The 19,575-nt window shown below is 62.9% G+C and carries 10 protein-coding genes, 1 tRNA gene and 1 pseudogene; 5 read left to right on the forward strand and 7 right to left on the reverse strand.

Annotated features, from left to right (window positions below):
* Window positions 1-50 precede the first annotated feature (50 nt).
* Window positions 51-7,886 carry a putative Ig domain-containing protein gene (locus LSO07_RS22240; protein WP_231772993.1) on the reverse strand — a complete coding sequence of 2,612 codons (7,836 nt, stop codon included), beginning with the start codon at window positions 7,884-7,886 and terminating at the stop codon, window positions 51-53.
* A gap of 593 nt (window positions 7,887-8,479) precedes the next feature.
* Here LSO07_RS22240 and LSO07_RS22245 point away from each other — a divergent pair.
* The 4 genes and pseudogenes from LSO07_RS22245 to LSO07_RS22260 form a co-directional block, all read left to right on the forward strand.
* Window positions 8,480-8,578 (forward strand): annotated as a pseudogene (locus LSO07_RS22245) (tail fiber protein); the annotation flags it as partial.
* A 144-nt stretch (window positions 8,579-8,722) separates the two neighbouring features.
* A complete protein-coding gene (locus LSO07_RS22250; protein ID WP_225317486.1) occupies window positions 8,723-8,980 on the forward strand; it encodes a phage tail protein in 258 nt (85 codons plus the stop codon).
* Between the two features lie 30 nt (window positions 8,981-9,010).
* Window positions 9,011-9,544: a phage tail protein gene (locus LSO07_RS22255; RefSeq protein ID WP_151096587.1), complete on the forward strand. Its 534-nt coding sequence runs from the start codon at window positions 9,011-9,013 to the stop codon at window positions 9,542-9,544.
* A 48-nt stretch (window positions 9,545-9,592) separates the two neighbouring features.
* Window positions 9,593-10,126, forward strand: coding sequence for a phage tail protein (locus LSO07_RS22260; RefSeq protein WP_151096588.1), 534 nt, complete (start codon window positions 9,593-9,595; stop codon window positions 10,124-10,126).
* Window positions 10,127-10,198: 72 nt separating this feature from the next.
* Here the strand turns inward: LSO07_RS22260 and LSO07_RS22265 are convergent, their stop codons facing one another.
* On the reverse strand, window positions 10,199-10,492 hold the full coding sequence (locus LSO07_RS22265; protein WP_225317388.1) for a DUF6916 family protein: 294 nt from the start codon (window positions 10,490-10,492) through the stop codon (window positions 10,199-10,201).
* Window positions 10,493-10,660: 168 nt separating this feature from the next.
* The gene (locus LSO07_RS22270; RefSeq protein ID WP_151096589.1) at window positions 10,661-12,673 is read right to left on the reverse strand and encodes a S9 family peptidase; all 2,013 of its coding nucleotides are present in this window, start codon (window positions 12,671-12,673) and stop codon (window positions 10,661-10,663) included.
* A 337-nt stretch (window positions 12,674-13,010) separates the two neighbouring features.
* On the opposite strand from LSO07_RS22270, the gene LSO07_RS22275 reads away from it, so the two are divergent.
* Window positions 13,011-13,499 carry a DinB family protein gene (locus LSO07_RS22275; RefSeq protein ID WP_331717117.1) on the forward strand — a complete coding sequence of 163 codons (489 nt, stop codon included), beginning with the start codon at window positions 13,011-13,013 and terminating at the stop codon, window positions 13,497-13,499.
* A 596-nt stretch (window positions 13,500-14,095) separates the two neighbouring features.
* Here LSO07_RS22275 and LSO07_RS22285 read toward each other — a convergent pair.
* From LSO07_RS22285 to LSO07_RS22300, 4 genes are all read right to left on the reverse strand, one after another.
* A tRNA-Pro gene (locus LSO07_RS22285) sits at window positions 14,096-14,172 on the reverse strand.
* A gap of 102 nt (window positions 14,173-14,274) precedes the next feature.
* Window positions 14,275-14,889 carry a TetR/AcrR family transcriptional regulator gene (locus LSO07_RS22290; protein WP_070282345.1) on the reverse strand — a complete coding sequence of 205 codons (615 nt, stop codon included), beginning with the start codon at window positions 14,887-14,889 and terminating at the stop codon, window positions 14,275-14,277.
* A 62-nt stretch (window positions 14,890-14,951) separates the two neighbouring features.
* Entirely contained in the window at window positions 14,952-16,400 is a 1,449-nt protein-coding gene (gene adeC / locus LSO07_RS22295) for an AdeC/AdeK/OprM family multidrug efflux complex outer membrane factor (protein WP_099394341.1), read from the reverse strand.
* A 1-nt stretch (window position 16,401) separates the two neighbouring features.
* Complete coding sequence (locus tag LSO07_RS22300; RefSeq protein ID WP_151096590.1) at window positions 16,402-19,566, reverse strand: efflux RND transporter permease subunit; 3,165 nt, start codon at window positions 19,564-19,566, stop codon at window positions 16,402-16,404.
* Window positions 19,567-19,575 lie beyond the last annotated feature (9 nt).

The following is a 19,575-nucleotide window of genomic DNA, read 5'->3' on the forward strand; positions in this document are numbered from 1 at the left end:
ACCGGATGGACTCCGGGCCGGCGATCAGGGCTGGCCTGAAAGCTAACTGATTACTTGAGCGGCATGGCAATGCCGAACATCACCGACTGGCTACGTCCGCTATCCATGTTCAGATTGCTGTTGTAGTCCAGCGTGATGGTCATGCCGTTCGACAGCAGCAGCTTCACGCCCAGCCCCGCCGTCCAGTTGCCCGTCTGCTGCGGCACCGTGCGGATCACGTACACGGGGCCGTCGGCCGCCAGGTCGGCATAGGCCAGGCGCGCATCATCGGCGCCCTGGAACTGGTGCCGGTACTCGAGCCGCGCCCGCGGGAACCACGTTCCCAGGCCACCCACATAGATGCCCTCGGCCCGCACGCCCAGCGCGCCGATGCGCGAACGCACCGTCTGCTTGAAGTAGCTCAGCGCGTTGATGCCCGCCGCCTTCTCCGTGTACGGATCGAGCTTGGCCGACATCAGTTCCACCCGGCCATACGGCGACCACATCCACGTTTCCTGGCGCATCTCGATGCCGCCCACCAGCGCGCCGAACACTTGCTTGCCGTCGCGTTCACCGGTGGCGAAACCGCTGCCATCGGTAAGGTAGCGCGACGCATCGTATTGCAAGGTACCGTAGCCGAGCACGCCGTCAAGGAAGACGCCCTTGCTCGGACGCAAGCTGCCATACACGGCCGCCACGGCGCTGTCGGCCGTGCTGCGGCTGCCGTTCTGGCCCACGTCGCTGCGGTCATGGCTGAAACCGGCGCCCACGCCCAGGGTCGCCAGGTCGCTGATGCGGTAATCGCCACCCACGCTCACGCCGTTGGTGCGGAAACGGAAGCCCGTGTCACGGCCATTCACATAGTGCTGGCCGAAGTCCACCGCGCCGCCAAGCCACAGCGCCAGGGCCTGCTTCTGCGTGTCCGGACGCTGCGGCATGTCCGGCAAGCCGTTCGTGGCGCCGCTGACATCCACCTGTTGCCGCTCGCTGCTGAAACCGGCATCGGGCTGGCGCAGGGAAGCCTTGCGCATGAACGGTTTCACGGCCGTGCCGAACACGCGGTCCGCTTCCTGCTCCTGCCAGCGCGCCAGCGCCGCCGTCGGGTTGCCGCTGTCGTTCGGCGGCGTCAGGCTCAGGCCAAAGCTGGAACGTCCCCAGCCGTCGCCATGCAGGCTTTCCAGGCGCTGCGTGAAGTTCGACAGCTGCGCGCTGGCGAAACGCCGCGCCGCATCGGCTTGCGCCGCCTGCAAGCCGATCACTTCCGGATCGACCGACGGATCGCGGCGCGCCGTCACGGTGACGTTGACCACGCCCGGCTTCGAGGTGGCAAAGGCATTGCTCAGGGTGTAGCTGACCACCGCTGCGCCGGCAAACTTGCCCGACGCCGCAAAGCTCAGCTGGTACGACGGCTTGCCGGCCGTGCCCACGTCGCGCACCACCGCCTTGCCCGCCTCCGCCGGCGCCACGCTCAGCACATTCGCCGCCGTGAACGGACCGCCCGTGGCGCCCGCCGTCAGGTCCACATTGACCGTCAGGCCGGCCACCACCGTGGCGCTCTGGCTGGCCACCTGCGGCATCGGATTGACGGAAATCGTCGACGTCACCGGCGCCGAAGTGCCGAACACGTTCGACACGGTGTAGCCGATGCTGATGTCGCCGCTGGTGCTGATGCCTGGCGTGTAGACGATGTCCATGCCATTCACCACTGCCGTACCGCTGGCCGGCTGCGTCGTGATGGCCACTGCCGTGAACGGGCCGCCCGTGGCGCCTTGCGTCACGGGCAGGGTCACCGGCGTGCCCGCCAATACCGTGACCGTCTTGGCGACAGGTACCGGCACCGGCTGCGGCGCCACCGTCACACTGACCGTCGCGGGCGCGGACGTGCCGCCCGGCCCGGTCGCCGTGTAGCTGAAGGCGTCAGGACCGAAGTAGTTCGCATTCGGCACATACGTCACTTTAAAACTCGCGCCGACGGCGCGTGCCATCCGTGCCGAAGCTCCCGTCGACACCACCGTGACGCGCCCATGCTGCGGCGGCGTAACGATGGTGACTTCGGTAATCGGGCTGCCATCGGTGGAAGCGATGGTCAGGCTCACTTCCTGGTTGGCCGAGGTGGTGGTGGTCTCGTTGGCCACCGGTGGCGGCGCCTGGTTCACCTGCAAGGTCAACGCTTGCTGCACCGTGAACTGGTGCGCGTCCTTCGCTTGCAAGGTGAAGTTGTAGCTGCCCGCCACCGTCGGCGTGCCGCTGACGATGCCGCTTGCCGCATCGAGTACCAGGCCGGTCGGCAAGGTGCCGCTGCTGAGCGAGTACGCATAGGGCGCAATACCGCCGGCGGCCGTGAATGACTGGCTGTAGGCATCGCCGGCGCGGATCGCCGCCAGGCTGGCTGGCGTCAGTGTCAGGATGGGCGCCGCTACCGCCAGCGTGTAGCTGTTGCTGGCGCTGAATGGCGCGCCCACGCCCGTGCTGCTGTCGGTGGCCTTGATGCTGAACGGGAAACTGCCCGCCACATTCGTCGTGCCGGACAGCACGCCCGTCGCCGTATTCAGGCTCAGGCCCACGGGCAAGGTGCCCACCACGGCATAGCTGTAAGGCGCCGTGCCGCCCGTCGCCGTCAGGGTCGCACTGTAGGCCGCCTCCGCCGTCGGATTGGGCAAGCTGGCCGGCGTCAGGCTGACAGTGGCTGACGCCACTGTCAGGGTATAGCTTTGCGTACCCGTAAACAGGTGCGCATCGGTCGCTTGCATGTTCAAGGTGAAACTGCCACCTGCGGTCGGCGTGCCGCTGAGCAAACCACTGCTGCTCAAGGTCAGGCCTGCTGGCAGGCTGCCGCTCGACACCGTATAGGCATACGGGCCGACGCCGCCGCTGGCCGACAGTTGCTGGCTGTACGCCGTGGCCACTGTCGCCGCCGGCAAGGTGCCAGGTGTCACGGTGATCGTCGGCGCGGAAACCGTCACGGTATAGCTGTTGGCGGCGCTGAACGGCGCGCCCGCGCCCGTGCTGCTGTCGCTGGCGCGCAGGCTGAAGGTAAAGCTGCCGGTCACATTCGTCGTGCCGGACAGCACGCCCGTGGCCGCGTTCAGGCTCAGGCCAGCGGGCAAGGTACCGCTGCTGACGCTGAAGGTGTACGGCGCCGTGCCGCCCGCTGCCGTCAGCGTCGTAGTGTAGACCGCTTCCGCCGTTGGATTCGGCAAGGTGGCCGGCGTCAGGCTGACCGTGGCCGAGGACACCACCAGGGTATAGCTTTGCGTGCCGGTGAACTGGTGCGCATCGGCCGCCTGCACGGTCGCGGTGAAACTGCCGCCCGCCGTTGGAGTACCGCTGAGCAGACCACTGCTGCTCAGCGTCAGGCCCGCAGGCAGGCTGCCAGCCGACACCGTGTAGGCATAGGGAGCGACGCCGCCGCTGGCCGTCAATTGCTGGCTATACGCCGTGGCCACTTTCGGCGCCGCCAGCGAACCTGGCGTCACCGAGATTACGGGGGCAACCACTATCAAGGTATAGCTGTTGCTGGCGCTGAACGGTGCCCCCGCGCCGGTGCTGCTGTCCGCGACCTTGATGCTGACAGGGAAGCTGCCGGCCACATTGGTCGTACCGGACAACACGCCGGTGGCCGCATTCAGGCTCAGGCCGACGGGCAAGGTGCCGCTGGTCACGCTGTAAGTATACGGCGCCGTGCCGCCCGTCGCCGCCAGGGTCGCAGTGTAGGCTGCTTCCGCCGTCGCATTGGGCAGCGCTGCTGGCGTCAGACTAATGTTGGCCGACGACACGTTCAAGGAATAGCTTTGCGTGCCGGTGAACTGGTGCGCATCGGCCGCCCGCACGCTCACGGTGAAATTGCCGGCCGCCGTCGGTGTACCACTGAGCAAACCACTACCGTTCAAAGTGAGACCGGCAGGCAAATTGCCGCTCGACACCGTGTAGGCATATGGAGCGACGCCGCCGGCGGCCGACAGTTGCTGGCTGTACGCCGTGGCCACTGTCGCCGCTGGCAAGGTGCCTGGAGTGACCGAGATTACGGGCGCGGCGACGCTCAAGGTATAGCTGTTGCTGGCGCTGAACGGCGCCCCCGTCCCCGTGCTGCTATCGGTGACCTTGATGGTGATAGAGACGCTGCCAGCCACATTGGTCGTACCGGACAGCACGCCCGTGGCCGCATTCAGGCTCAGGCCCACGGGCAAGGTACCGCTGCTGACGCTGAAGGTGTACGGCGCCGTGCCGCCCGCCGCCGTCAAGGTTGCAGTGTAGGCCGCCTCCGCCGTCGGATTGGCCAGGCTGGCAGGTGTCAGGGTGACAATGGGAGTGCCCACCACCACCGCCACGCTAGCCGACGCTGACGTGCCACTGGTATTCGTGGCCGTATAGGTGAAGCTGTCTGGACCAGCGTAACCTGCCGTCGGCGTATAGCTGATGCTGGTGCCGTTGGCTGTCGCCGTGCCGTGCGCCGCGCCGGTCGCCACCGCGACCGAAGCCGCCGCACCGCCGCTCAAGTTCAGGGGAATCGCGGTGGCGCCACTGCCATACGGCACGTTGACACTGACGTTGCCAGCAATGGGCACAGCAACAGCTACAGTGCCCGAATAATTTATCTGGGCATTGAAGGGAGTACCTGTCCCGGTGCTGCTGTCGGTAGCCGTGACGGTGAAATTGTATGCGCCTGCCGTGGTAGGAGTGCCGGACAGGGTGCCGTTCGCCGCCAGCGTCAAGCCCGCAGGTACGGTGCCGCTGGCGACGAAGCCATACGTGGCCGTCCCGCCAGTGGCGGTGATGCTCTCGTTGAAGGCAACGCCGACCACCATCGCCGACAGGGCTGTCGGCGCGACGACGATCGTCGGCGCCGCCACCGTCAGCGTATAGGCTTGCGAGCCATAATACGGGCCGCTGCCCGTCGAGCTATCCTTGGCACGCACGGTGAAATTGAAGGTGCCGGCCGCCGTCGGCGTACCCGACAGAATGCCGCCGCTGGACAGACTCACGCCGGCCGGCAAGGTACCGCCGGCAAGGATCTCATAGGTATAGGTATCCTTGCCGCCCGAGGCCGTCACAGTCTGGCTATATGCCGTGCCAACCTTTGCTGCTGCCACGCTGGTCGGTGCCAGCGTCACGGTCGGTGGGCTGACCGTGATCGTCACGGTGGCCGCCGTCGAGGTGCCGACGCCGTTGCTGGCCGTATAGGTAAAGCTGTCGTTGCCGCCGAAACCTGCCGTCGGCGTATAGCTGATGCTGGTGCCGTTGGCTGTCGCCGTGCCGTTCGAGGGAACGCTTGCCACGGCAACCGAGGTCGGCGCTCCGCCGCTCAAGTTCAGGGGGATTACGGTGGCGCCGCTGCCATACGCCACCGTCGCGCTGGTATTGCCGGCAACTGGCGCACCCGGTGCCACCGTGCCGGAATATGTATGCGTACCTGTAAAAGGAGCGCTTGCACCTGTGCTGCTGTCGGTAGCCGTGACGGTGAAATTGTATGCGCCTACCGTGGAAGGGGTACCGGACAGGGTGCCGTTCGCCGCCAGCGTCAAGCCCGCAGGTACGGTGCCGCTGGCGACGAAGCCATACGTGGCCGTCCCGCCAGTGGCGGTGATGCTCTGGTTGAAGGCAACGCCGACCACCATCGCCGACAGGGCTGTCGGCGCGACGACGATCGTCGGCGCCGCCACCGTCAGCGTATAGGCTTGCGAGCCATAATACGGGCCGCTGCCCGTCGAGCTATCCTTGGCACGCACGGTGAAATTGAAGGTGCCGGCCGCCGTCGGCGTACCCGACAGAATGCCGCCGCTGGACAGACTCACGCCGGCCGGCAAGGTACCGCCGGCAAGGATCTCATAGGTATAGGTATCCTTGCCGCCCGAGGCCGTCACGGTCTGGCTATATGCCGTGCCGACCGTTGCTGCTGCCACGCTGGTCGGTGCCAGCGTCACGGTCGGTGGGCTGACCGTGATCGTCACGGTGGCCACCGTCGAGGTGCCGACGCCGTTGCTGGCCGTATAGGTAAAGCTGTCGTTGCCGCCGAAACCTGCCGTCGGCGTATAGCTGATGCTGGTGCCGTTGGCTGTCGCCGTGCCGTTCGAGGGAACGCTTGCCACGGCAACCGAGGTCGGCGCTCCGCCGCTCAAGTTCAGGGGTATTACGGTGGCGCCGCTGCCATACGCCACCGTCGCGCTGGTATTGCCGGCAATTGGTAAGGCCACAAAAGTAAACTGATCCGCCAAACTGGTGACGCTAGTGCCGCCAGCCGTGGTGACCGTCACGTCCACCGTGCCTGCAATGCCCGAGGGTGCCGTCGCCGTGATCTGCGTGGCGTTGTTGAACGTAAAGCCGCTGGCATTGTTGGCGCCAAACTTCACTGCCGTGACGCCGCTGAAATTCAAACCGGTGATGATGACGCTGGCGCCGCCTGCGACGGATCCAAAGCTTGGCGAAATGCCGCTCACCACGGGTACTGCCGCATACGTGAATTTATCCGCCCCGGCGATGACACTGGTGCCGCCCGCCGTGGTCACGCGCACATCCACGGTGCCCGTACCGGCTGGCGCCGTCGCCGTGATCTGCGAGGCGTTGTTGACCGTGTAACCGGTCGCCGCCACGCCGCCGAAGGTCACCGCTGTCGCGCCGGTCAAGTCCGAGCCATTGATGGTGACCGTTGTGCCGCCAACCAGGGGACCCGCCGTCGGCGAAATGCTGCTCACCACGGGTACTGCGGCATACGTGAATTTGTCCGCCCCGACGATGGCGCTGGTGCCGCCGGCCGTTGTGACGCGCACATCCACCGTGCCCGTACCGGGGGGCGCCGTCGCCGTGATCTGCGAGGCGCCGTTGACCGTGTAACCGGTCGCCGCCACGCCGCCGAAGGTCACCGCTGTCGCGCCGGTCAGGTCCGAGCCATTGATGCTGACCGTGGTGCCGCCACCCAAGGGACCCGCCGTCGGCGAAATACTCGTGATCGCTGGCGCCGGAACATAGGTGAACCGGTTTGCCGCATCGGCGATGTTGGTGCCGCCTGGCGTAGTGACGAATACGTTCACGACACCGGTACCGGGTGGCGACGTGGCGGTGATGCTCGTGGCATCGACCACGGTAACGCTGAGGCCATTGTTGCTGCCGAATTTGAGTGCCGTTGCGCCGGTAAAGCCGGTGCCGGTAATGTTGACGGCGGTGCCGCCGCCAAGCGGACCGAGCGCCGGCGACACACCCGTGATGGTCGGCGGCGGCTGGGCGTTGATCACCAGGGAATAGCTTCTGGACGTGTTGTAGGGTCCATTGCCGCCCGTGCTGTCCGTCGATTTCATCACAAAGTTGTAGGTGCCCAAGGCACCGGGCGTGCCCGAGAGCAAGCCGCTGCTTGACAGGGTCATGCCCGCCGGCAGGCTGCCCGATTCCACCACATACGCAAATGGCTCGGTACCATTGGCGGTAGACATCGGTTGGCTGTAGGGCACCGACAACCCGCCTGCCGCCAGCACGGTGGGCGTGATGCTCAGGGTGGGCACGGCGATCGACACGGAGTAATTCTTGGTGACGGTCAGAGGCGTGCCTGCGGTCGAGTCGGTCACCTTGATGCCGAACACATAGGCGCCGGTCGCCTTCACGGTGCCGGAAATGACGCCGGTCGACGACACAGTGATGCCAGGAGGCAAAGCGCCAGATACAAGTACGTAGTTGTAAGGCTCGACACCGCCGGTCGACAACATCGCCTGGCTGTACGGCACGCCGATCACGGGTGCCGATATGCTGCCCGGTGTCACGGTGAAGGCAGCCGCAGGGGGCAGCACGGTCACCGTAAAAGTCACCGCCCTGCTGTCCTCATCCCACAGGACAAAGCTGTCGGACAGCGCCCCGTCGCCGTTATTGATGTAGGTCGCAATACCGGTACCGTTGTTGACGAGACCGGTAATCGTGCCGTGCAAGGCCGTCGCGCCATTGTCCGTCAGGCCAAATAAGCTACACGACGACAAATCAACGACGTACGAACCGCCTGATGCGACGGTAAAACTCCTCTGATTGGGAATACATTTCGTGCTCGGATCACCGTTGGCTGCCTGCGCCGGGCCTGCGCCAAGCGCCAGCATCAGCAGGCACAGCGTAACGCAGCAATGCAGGAAACGGCCAAACGCTGGCGCCAGGCCAACCCGGCGAGCCGCTGCCCGCCTTCGAGTTCCTGCGATAAAAGCAAGGAACAAAAAATGTGCCGGGCGGGCGACGATATCGTTGCAAATACGCAACATGATTTCTCCAATACAGAGTTTTTTAGACAAAAAGAACCATGGATTCAGGCTGCAAGCGATCCCTATTCCGGGCTCTTCCATAGAGCCAACAGATGTTGACGCTTGCCATACGACAACGTATGCTACCTCGAGATTTCAATAAAGTAACTATAACAAAAAGGGTTTTTCAAAAAACAATATTGATTGCAAATGGAAAATATTATTCCTTTAGCATTTAATAACATTCCAACCGCGGGAGAACGATGATGGCTGAAGTGTATTTGGGACAAATCATGATGAGCGGATTTGGGTTTGCGCCGCGTGGATTTGCGGCATGTAACGGGCAATTGCTGCCAATTACGCAGAATCAGGCGCTGTTTGCCCTGTTGGGTACCTTTTACGGCGGGAACGGCACGACCAACTTTGCCTTGCCAAACTTACAAGGCAGCACCCCTGTCGGCGCAGGCAGTTCAGTGGACGGTTCCTGGCAACCCGCCCCCTACCAGGTCGGTGCCCGTAACGGTGCGGAAGCTATCACTTTGACACTGAGTCAGATTCCACCGCATACGCACGCGGCCAATGCGCTGACCACGCCGGGCACCACCAAGAATCCCACCAACACCCTGTATGGCGGCAGCGGCACGGAAGCCATCTATGGCACGGCAGGCCCGCAAGTGCCCTTGAACAATCTGGTCCTGGCCCAGACAGGCGGCAGCCTGCCGCATAGCAATATGCAGCCATTCCAGGTACTCAATTTCAGTATCGCCCTGAACGGCGTCTTCCCATCGCGCAACTAACATGCCAGCCACTTCCCACGGAGCAGAGTCATGACTACACCTTATGTCGGCGAGATCCGCCTGTTTTCCTTTCCCCGCATACCGCAAGGCTGGTTTGCCTGCGACGGCAGCCTGAAGTCTATCGCCAATAACGAGGTGCTATATACCCTGCTGGGCACCACCTACGGCGGCGACGGCGTCAATACATTCGGTGTACCCGACCTGCGCGGCCAGGTGCCCTTGCATCAGGGCACCGGCCCTAGCCTGACACCCCGGGCCATGGGACAAAAGGGGGGCAGCGAAACGGTGACCTTGCTGCCGACCCAGATGCCTGCGCATACGCACGTATTCAGTGCGATCAGCACACTGGCGACGATCAACACGCCAGGCACCAGCGCACAGCTGGCGGCACCGGTAAATAACGACAAGATGTACACGAGCAGCCTGGCTGGCCTCACGACCTACGACATGGCACCCGCAGCAACGGGCACTGCAGGCAGCGGCTTGCCGCATGACAACACCATGCCCACCCTGACCGCCTCGTTTTGCATCGCATGGGCAGGCATTTACCCATCCCAACAATAACAGCCAGCACGCAAGCGCAGCCCATAAAATCGATCAGGAGAACCTACCGTGACATCACCATATCTTGGCGAGATACAAGTCTTTGGCTTCAATTTCACACCCTACGGATGGGCCAGCTGCAATGGCGCCACCCTGCAAATCCGGCAATATACCGCCCTGTTTTCACTAATCGGCACGCAATATGGCGGTGATGGCGTCAACACATTCCAGTTGCCCAACTTCACGGGACGTGCGCCTTGCAGCCAGGGCCAGGGGCCAAGCTTGACGCAGCGCGTGATGGGCGAAACGTTCGGCAGCAATAGTGTCCAGCTGAATATCACGCAGATTCCCAACCACACCCATCAACTGACCTTGAGCCGCCAGACCAATGCCACCCTGCAGCGCAACGTGCCGCAAAATGGCGATGGCCTGACCAGCATCACCGGCACGAACGCATTCGTGCCGGCGACAACGCCGAACACCACCTTGTCGCCACTGACCATCGGCAGCGCGGGTGGCGGCCAGGCGCATGAAAATCGCCAGCCCTTGCTGGCGGTAAATTTCTGCATCGCCCTGCAGGGCGAGTTTCCCGCGTTTGATTGAGGCTTGAACGCTCCGGCCAGGCGGCGCCATCGGGCTCCGCCTGGCCCTGCCTGCCCCGCCTCAGCGGCATTCTCAGTTGAACACCGCCTGATACAAGAAGCCTTGGTTGTCACGCGCCACCGGCACCAGGAAGATACCCACCTCGCCAAACGCATCATGCTGCAGCTGAAAGATTTTCTGGCTGAAGAGGATGGGGGAACTGTTATGGAATAACAAGCTGAACGGCGCCCGCAACAGGCCTTCCAGTGTGGCCGATGGCAACGGGCGCGCTTCCTTCAGGATGAAAGCGGCATTCCCGTCGCCGACCGAGATAAACGTGTCGTTGACGCGCGCGGCAAAGTGTTCCAGGGTCAATACATTCATCATTGCAGGCATTCCATTTCATGGGCTGTGTGATTGAAACAATGATTTATTCTAATGGAAGCATTGCTGCTTTTACACAGTTTTTGACATGAAAGTCCTCACCTCTGCACGCGGCAGCCAGGGGCATCCGTCCCGACCGCCTGTGCAGAGCCTGCCGCACTGTTTCTTCGCCTACCGCATCGCCTCCTCCAGCCCAGGCGCAAACCCGGCGCCGTGCTTGACCTGCGCGGTGGACGCCTTCAGGGTGGCGCCGATGGGCTCGGCGCGGCCAGCCAGGCATTGCCCCAGGAAGTTTTCCGTCACCGCATTGAAGGCGATGTTGTTCACGGGCCGGGCAAAGCCATGGCCCTCGTCGGGGAACAGCACATACGTGACGGGGATGTTCTTGGCCGCCATGGCCGCCACGATCTGGTCCGATTCAGCCACGTTGACGCGCGGGTCGTTCGCGCCTTGGCCGATCAGCAGCGGGCGCTGGATATTCTGCGCAAAGTTCAGCGGCGAGCGTTCCTTCAGCAGCGCCTTGCCCTCTTCCGTGGTCGGGTCGCCCATGCGCTTGTAGAACTGCTGCTTGCCCGCTTCCCAGTACGGCGGTATGGTTTGCAGCAAGGTAAACAGGTTCGACGGGCCGACGATGTCGACGCCGCAGGCAAACGTCGTCGGCGTGAACGCCATGCCGGCCAGGGTGGCATAACCGCCATACGAGCCGCCCATGATGGCCACCTTGTCGGCCGTGGTCACGCCGCTTTTCACCGCCCATTGCACCGCGTCGAGCAAATCGTCATGCATCTTGCGGCCCCACTGCAGGTCCCCGGCCGAGATGAATTGCTTGCCGAAGCCCGTCGAGCCGCGGAAGTTCACCGACAGCACGGCGTAGCCGCGGTTGGCCAGCCACTGGTGATAGCCGTTGTAGCCATACGTATCGCGCGCCCACGGGCCGCCGTGCACCAGCAGCACCATCGGCACCGCCTGCGATGGCGTGCCGCCGGCGCTCGCCTTCGATGCTTGCGGCAGGGTCAGATACGACACTAGGTTCAGGCCGTCGCGCGCCTTGATTTGCTGCGGATACATGGGCACCAGCGGTGCGCCTTCCAGTTCCGGACGCGTCACGTACAGCAGCGTGAGCTTCCGGGTCTTGCGTTCGTACAGCCAGCTCGATGGCGGCGCCGTGACGGCATCGACGGCCACCAGCCATTTATCGTCGGCATCCGTGCGCGACGTTACCGTGAACTGGCCCTGGGTATTTTTTTTCAGGAAGGCCAGGTCGGCTTTCAGGTCGTTCGTCAGCGGCAAATACTCCTGCTGCAGAAAATTGACCGTGTAGGCTTGCACGCGGCCCGTGCGCGTGTCGTACAGCGCATCGGCAATATCCGTGCGCGGGTCTTGCGCCACCACCGTGCTCTTGCCGCTGGCCACGTCCTGCGCCAGCAGCGCCGAGGTATTGCGGCCGCGCGAATCGTTCCAGTACAGGGTCTTGCCATCGACCGTGAACGCCAGCGGCGACGTGGTCTGCGCATCTTCCAGGCCCACTTCGGCCAGCGGCGTGCTCTCGACCTTGCCATCGGCCAGGCGGAAATACGTCATGCCGCCATCGGCGCGCGCCTTGCTGGCGATGCGCAAGTTGAGCAGTTCATCGGCGACATAGCCGCCATAGCCATCATTCTGCTGCACCAGGGTCAGCTTGCCGCTGGCCAGGTCCAGGCTGTACACGTCGTGCCAGCGCGCATCGCGGTTATTGATGCCGACGAGGATGCGGTCCTTCACCTTGCTGCTGATCTGGACTATCCGCACGCGGGTCTTCTCGAACGGCGTGTAGTTGATCTGCTTGCCGCTCGCCACGTTCACGCCGTACAGCAGGAAGTTTTCATCGCCGCCCTTGTCCTGGATGAACAGCAGGGTTTTCGAATCGGGCGACCAGAAGCTGCTGCGGATGGGCCGCACCTTTTCTTCCGTCAGCGGGCGAGCTTGCGCCAGGTCGCTGGCCGGCGCCACCCACACATTGAGCACACCGTCGCGCGGCGCGATCCACGACAGCCACTTGCCATCCGGGCTGATGCGCCCGCCGGACTTGCTGGGATTGCCAAAAATCTTCGCCCGCTCGATCAGCGGCGTGTCATTGGCAGGGGCTTGGGCGTGCGCCGGCAGGGCGGCGGCAAACAACAGGGCAGGCAGGGCATAACGGATCATGGACACCTCATGGTTGATGAATGAAGGGAAACTTCACACGTGCATGTGCCAGGCCATCATAGGCCAAACGGCTGTTGCCAGGCTGATCACAATGACCAAATCAGAAAACGGGGGAACAGAATGCCTGTAGCGGGGAATGAAATGCCGGAGGCAAGAATTGAGCAAGCGCAAGACGCTGGCACGATGGCACGATGGCGCGACCCGAGCGGACGTAGCACGCTTGCCAATTCTTGCAAAACCATACACTATTTGCGTGCAGTAATTCAGCCCTGACATGGAGAGAGCACTCATGAGCACATGTGACCATATCGTCCGAATGGCCGCCTACAATGAAGTAATGAATGAGAAACTGTATAGTGCAGCTGGGCAACTATCTCAGGAGGAGCTCTTTGCCGACCGCAAGGCTTTTTTTGGCTCCCTCTTCGGCACGATGAACCACCTTGTCGTCGCCGATACGATCTGGCTCAAGCGTTTCTGCGGACATCCGGCACGCCAGCCGGCGCTCGACGCCATCCGCGCGGCGGCCGCTCCGGCGGCGCTGAACCAGCCGCAGGCCGAAGACCTGACGGGCCTGCTCAGGCTGCGCCATACGCTGGACCAGACCATACAGCGCTGGGCCGCCGACCTGACGCCAGACGACCTGGAACAGCCGCTCGGCTACGCCAACATGAAAGGCATGGTGTCGCGCAAACGCTATTCGAGCCTGATCATGCATTTTTTCAATCACCAGACGCATCACCGGGGCCAGGCCACCACCCTGCTGTCGCAAAGCAGCATCGACATCGGCGCCACCGACCTGCTGATGCTGATTCCCAACGAAGACTGACGAGCGCAGTGTTCGTTTGCTCGCAGAATTGACCCACTCTGTTTGACCCGCCTTCCACCGCTTGGCAAACGCTGCCACGCGGTCGTATGACCCTACGTAGCCCAGCTCTTTCAGGTCTTCATGGATCTGCTTCAAATTGCGCCGCTGCTTACGCGGCCTAGTCGTCTCGGCCTTGAGCCAGCCAGATAGCTGCACCGAGTATTTGTCTAATCCGCTAATTGATCGCCGCTCCGCATAGGAGGGCTCAGTGTCTAGCTGGAAAATACACGAAATCTCACTCGCCGGTGACATGAACCAGGATGCGCCGAAAGGCTGGGCTCCACGAGGACTTAAAAGAGTTGGGGTTCGATGGGGGGCTTACGACAGGGTCGCGGCGTTCGCGAGGACATGAAGGGGCGTCAAGTAGGCCTGGTCAATTCGGCCAGCAAACAAACATGCTCGGGCCTAGGAAAGAATCGTCAGCAGGAAAAACCTGTTTCAACCCATGCCAAATGATTGCAAACAAGCCCATGTTTTCGTAGGGGTAAATGCAGGGATAAAAACTCTCACCAAAGAAAAAGGCCACTCCGAAGAGTGGCCTAAGTCCTTGAATCTAATGGTCGGGGCGAGAAGATTCGAACTTCCGACCCCATGCACCCCATGCATGTACGCTACCAGGCTGCGCTACGCCCCGACGAGGTGGGAATTATAGCAGAGCCTTTTAGGTTTTTGCCATGCTTTGCGCATGATTCATATCGAACTGCGCAAACTTTTTTGCATGGCCCTGGCAAGCGGCCTATTCGTTCAGCAGCAGCGCCGTCAGGACGATGCGGAAGCCCGCGATCAACGGCTCGACTTTCACGTCCGGATTGTGAATGAGGCGCACGGGCAAGCCCTGGTAAATGGCGACGAGGGCATTCAGGCGGCCTTCCAGCATCTCTTCATCGGCCGGCAAGCCGCGCTTGATGCGCGCATCGCGGATGATGGAGAGAAACAACTGGCGCGAACGCTGGTCCGAGCATTGCAGCATTTCCGCGATCACCGGATTGCGCGAGGCTTCCGCAAAAATTTCCAGCGGCATCATCCACGTTTTCGGGTCCAGCGCTTCAAGCACATGCTCGCCCGCATTGTCGATCACGGCCTGCAGCGGGTCTTCGCGCTGCGCCAGGTCCTGCATCAGGTTCGACACCCGCTCCGTATTCTGCATGACGAAGGCGGCGATGATCGCATCCTTGCTGTCAAAATAGTTATAGATGTGGCCCGCGCTCATGCCGGCCGCTTTCGAGATCTCGGCCATGCTGGCGCCGTGGAACCCGCGGCGGCTGAAACAGCTTTCGGCCGCATCGAGCACCTGCTTGCGCCGCGTGTTGGCGCGCTCGGGGTCCGGATGCTTCTTTTCAACTTGGTTCATGATTTTCCAGTAGCGCGCCGGCCCTGCCCTTGCGGGCAAGGCCGGCGTCGGCGTCCCCGTGATTATTGGGCGCCGCCAGCCGCCGCGACGGCTGTCTGCTCAGGCTGCCAACCGCCGCCCAGCACCTTGTACAAGGTCACCAGGTTGGTCGATTTGGCCAGGCGCGCCGTGATCAGGCTCTGCTGCGCCGTGTACAGCGCGCGCTGGGCCACCAGGGCGTTCAGGTAGGACTCGGCGCCCTGCTTGTAGCGCGCGTCGTGGATGGTGTAGCTCTTCGTCGACGCCTCGACCAGCGAGACCTGCGATTGCAGGCGCTCGTCGATGGTGCCGCGCTGGGCCAGCGCATCGGACACTTCACGGAAGGCGACCTGGATCGCCTTTTCGTATTGCGCCACGGAGATTTCACGCTGCACCTTGGCGATATCGAGGTTGGCGCGGTTCACGCCGCCATCGAAGATCGGCAAGCTGATCTGCGGAATGAAGCTCCACGTGCCGCTGCCCGCCTTGAACAGGCCCGACAGGTTGTCGCTCAGCGAACCGGCCGTGGCCGTCAGCGAAATGCGCGGGAAGAAGGCCGCGCGCGCCGCGCCAATGTTGGCGTTGGCCGCGCGCAAGGTGCGCTCGGCCGCCAGCACGTCGGGACGGCGTTGCAGCACGTCCGACGGCAAGCCGGACGGAATGTCCGCCAGGGCCGTGACGGCGCCGAACTCGCCTTGCGGCAGCAGATCGGCCGGCACGGGGCCGCCCACCAGCAAGACCAGCGCATTCTGATCCAGCGCTACCTGGCTCGTGTAGACAGCCACGTCGGAACGGGCCGACTCGACGCTGGTCTGGGCATCGTACTTGTCCAGGCCGGAGGTAGCACCGGCACTGAAGCGGCGCACGGCCAGGTCATACGACGACTGCTGGCTCTTCAAAGTATCTTGCGCCACGCGCAGGCGCTGCTGGTCGGCCACCAGGTTCAGATAGGTGCTGGCCACTTCGGCCACCAGGCTGATCTGCTGTGCACGGCGTGCTTCTTCCGTGCCCAGGTATTGTTCCAGCGCGCTGTCGGACAGGCTGCGCACGCGGCCGAAGAAGTCCAGCTCGTACGCCGACACGCCCAGATTGGCCGTGTACTGGCGGTTGATGGACGCTTCGCCGTTGGCGCTGGCGTTCTTCGGCACGCGGCTGGCCGACTGGCCGCCGGACGCCGACAGGGTCGGGATCAGCGCGGCGCGTTCGATGCCGTAGGTGGCGCGCGCCTTCTCGATGTTGAGGATCGAGACGCGCAGGTCGCGGTTGTTGGCCAGCGCCAGTTCCAGTACCTGGCGCAGGCGCGCATCGGCAAAGAACTCGCGCCAGGCGACGTCCGCCACCGGCTTGGCGTCGGCGGCGGCCGTGTCGGCCTTGTAGGAAGGACCGGTCGGCCAGCTTGTGGGCGCCGGCGCTGCCGGACGCTCATACGTGGGGGCCAGGCTGCAACCGGCCAGCAAGGCCAGTGCCGCCATGGAGAGTAGCGATTTTTTCATATTAATGTGCATCCTTGGAAAGCGTGACGGCTGGCGAACCAGGCGTCGCCGGCGTGGTTGGCGCGTCCGACTTCGAGAAGAAGCCGCGCACCAGCACGAAGAACACCGGCACGAAGAAGATACCGAGGAACGTGGCCGTCAACATACCGCCCAGCACACCGATACCGATGGCGTTCTGGCTGCCGGAACCGGCGCCGCTGGAAATGGCCAGTGGCAACACGCCCAGGCCGAAGGCAATCGAGGTCATCAGAATCGGACGCAGACGCAGACGCACCGCGTGCAAGGTCGCGTCCAGCAGCGACATGCCCGATTCCTGCATTTCCTTGGCAAACTCGACGATCAGAATCGCATTCTTCGCCGACAGGCCCACCACCGTGAGCAAGCCCACCTGGAAGTACACGTCGTTCGACAGGCCGAACATCCACGTACCGAGCACGGCGCCGATCACGCCCAGCGGTACCACCAGCAGCACGGAGAATGGAATCGACCAGCTCTCATACAGCGCGGCCAGGCACAGGAAGACGATCAGCAGGGACAGCGCGTACAGCTGCGGCGTCTGCGAACCGGATTCGCGCTCTTCCAGCGACACGCCGGTCCAGCTGAAGCCGATGCCAGGCGGCAGCTTGGCCACCATTTCTTCCATCGCGTTCATGGCGGCACCCGTGCTTTGGCCCGGCGCCGGCGTACCCAGGATCTCTACCGACGGCAAGCCGTTGTAGCGTTCCAGGCGTGGCGACGCGTAAATCCACTTGCCGGTGGCGAAGGCCGAGAACGGCACCATCTGGCCAGCGGTATTGCGCACGAACCATTTGTTCAAGTCTTCCGGCAGCATGCGCGAACTGGCGTCACCCTGGATGAATACTTTCTTCACGCGGCCACGGTCGAGGAAGTCGTTCACATACGAACTACCCCAGCCGACGCTCAGCACGCGGTTGATTTCCGAGATCTGCAAGCCCAGCGCCGTTGCCTTCTGCTGGTCGATGTCGATCTTGTACTGCGGCGTATCTTCCTGGCCGTTCGGGCGCACGCCGACCATGGCCAGATTCTGCGACGCCATGCCCAGCAACTGGTTACGCGCCGCCATCAGGGCGTCATGGCCGACACCGCCGATATCCTGCAGCTGCATGTCGAAACCGGTGGCGTTACCCAGTTCCAGCACGGCAGGCGGTGCAAACGTAAACACCATCGCATCCTTGATCTGCAACAACTTGCCCATGGCGCGGCCCGCTACTGCCGGCGCTTTTTGCGCCACGTCCTTGCGCAGCGACCAGTCTTTCAGGCGCACGAAGGCGATACCCGTATTCTGGCCGTTACCGCCGAAGCTGAAACCGGCCACGGCAAACACGGAAGCGACGTTATCTTTCTCGCTGTTCATGAAGTGGTCTTCGACCTGTTCGATCACTTTCAGGGTGCGCTCTTGCGTGGCGCCCGTCGGCAATTGAATCTGCGTAAACAGGATGCCCTGGTCTTCTTCCGGCAGGAACGACGTTGGCAAGCGCATGAAGATGAACACCAGGCCAGCCAGCAACAGCACATACAGCAGCATCGAGCGGGCGCGGTGCGTGATCATGGCGCCAACCATGCCCTGGTACTTGTTGCTGCTGCTATCGAAGCTGCGGTTGAACCAGCCGAAGAAACCCTTGTTGGTCGCGTGATGGCCCTTTTCGACCGGTTTCAGCAAGGTGGCGCACAAGGCTGGCGTAAACACCAGCGCGACGACGACGGACAGCACCATCGACGAGACGATCGTGATCGAGAACTGGCGGTAAATCACGCCCGTCGAACCGCCAAAGAAGGCCATTGGCACGAACACGGCCGACAGCACCATGGCGATACCGACCAGCGCGCCCGTGATCTGCGTCATGGACTTGCGCGTCGCTTCCAGCGGCGACAAGCCCTCTTCGCTCATCACGCGCTCGACGTTTTCCACCACCACGATCGCATCGTCGACCAGCAAGCCGATGGCCAGCACCATGGCGAACATGGTGAGGGTATTGATCGAGTAACCGAATGCATTCAAGATGCCGAAGGTACCGAGCAGCACGACCGGCACGGCCATGGTCGGGATCAGGGTAGCGCGGAAGTTCTGCAGGAACAGATACATCACCAGGAATACCAGGATGACCGCTTCGACCAGGGTTTTGACCACTTCTTCGATGGACAGTTTCACGAACGGGGTCGTGTCGAACGCCACCTGGTAGCTCATGCCTTCAGGGAATTGCTTGCTCAGGTTGCCCAGCATGGCTTTCGCCGCATTGGCCGTATCGAGCGCGTTGGCGCCCGTCGCCAGCTTGATCGCCACGCCGGTTGCCGCATGGCCGTTGTAGCGGGCCACGGTGTTGTAGTTCTCGCGGCCCAGCTCCATGGTGGCCACATCCTTCAGATGCACCATGGCGCCGTCGGTCGTGGTTTTCAGCAAGATGGCACCGAACTGCTCCACCGTTTGCAAACGGCTTTGCGCCGACACGGTAGCGTTCAGCTGCTGGCCCTTGATGGACGGCGTGCCGCCCAGTTCACCGGCCGACACTTCCGCATTCTGCGCCTGCACGGCCGTGATCACGTCCGCCGGGGTCAGGTTGAAACTTTGCAGCTTGGCCGGATTGAGCCAGATACGCATGGCGTACTGCGAACCGAACAGCGTCACATCGCCCACGCCGGCAACACGGCTCAGCGGATCGACGACGTTGGCGGCCACATAGTCGCTCAAGTCGGTCTGGTCCATCTTGCCGTTTTCGGAAATGAAGCCGAACACCATCAGGAAGTTCTTCGTCGCTTTCGACACGACGAGACCCTGTTGCGTGACAGCCGTCGGCAGCAGTGGCGTGGCCAGCTGCAGCTTGTTCTGTACCTGCACCTGGGCGATGTCGGGGTTGGTGCCGCTGGTAAACGTCAGCGTAATGCTGATGCCGCCAGTGGCGTCGCTCGACGAAGCCATGTAGCGCAAGCCGTCGATACCCTTCATCTTTTGTTCGATGACCTGGGTGACGGCGTCTTCCACGGTCTTGGCGGAGGCGCCAGGATAGGAGCCGCTGATCGAAATCGACGGCGGAGCAATACTCGGGTACTGCGCGATCGGCAGGCTGAGGATCGAAATCACGCCGGCAAGCATGATGACGATCGCGACCACCCAGGCAAAAATCGGGCGGTCAATGAAAAAACGGGCCATTAATATTCT

The organism is Janthinobacterium sp. PLB04 (assembly GCF_021165895.1).
In the GTDB taxonomy this organism is placed as follows: Bacteria; Pseudomonadota; Gammaproteobacteria; order Burkholderiales; family Burkholderiaceae_D; genus Janthinobacterium; species Janthinobacterium lividum.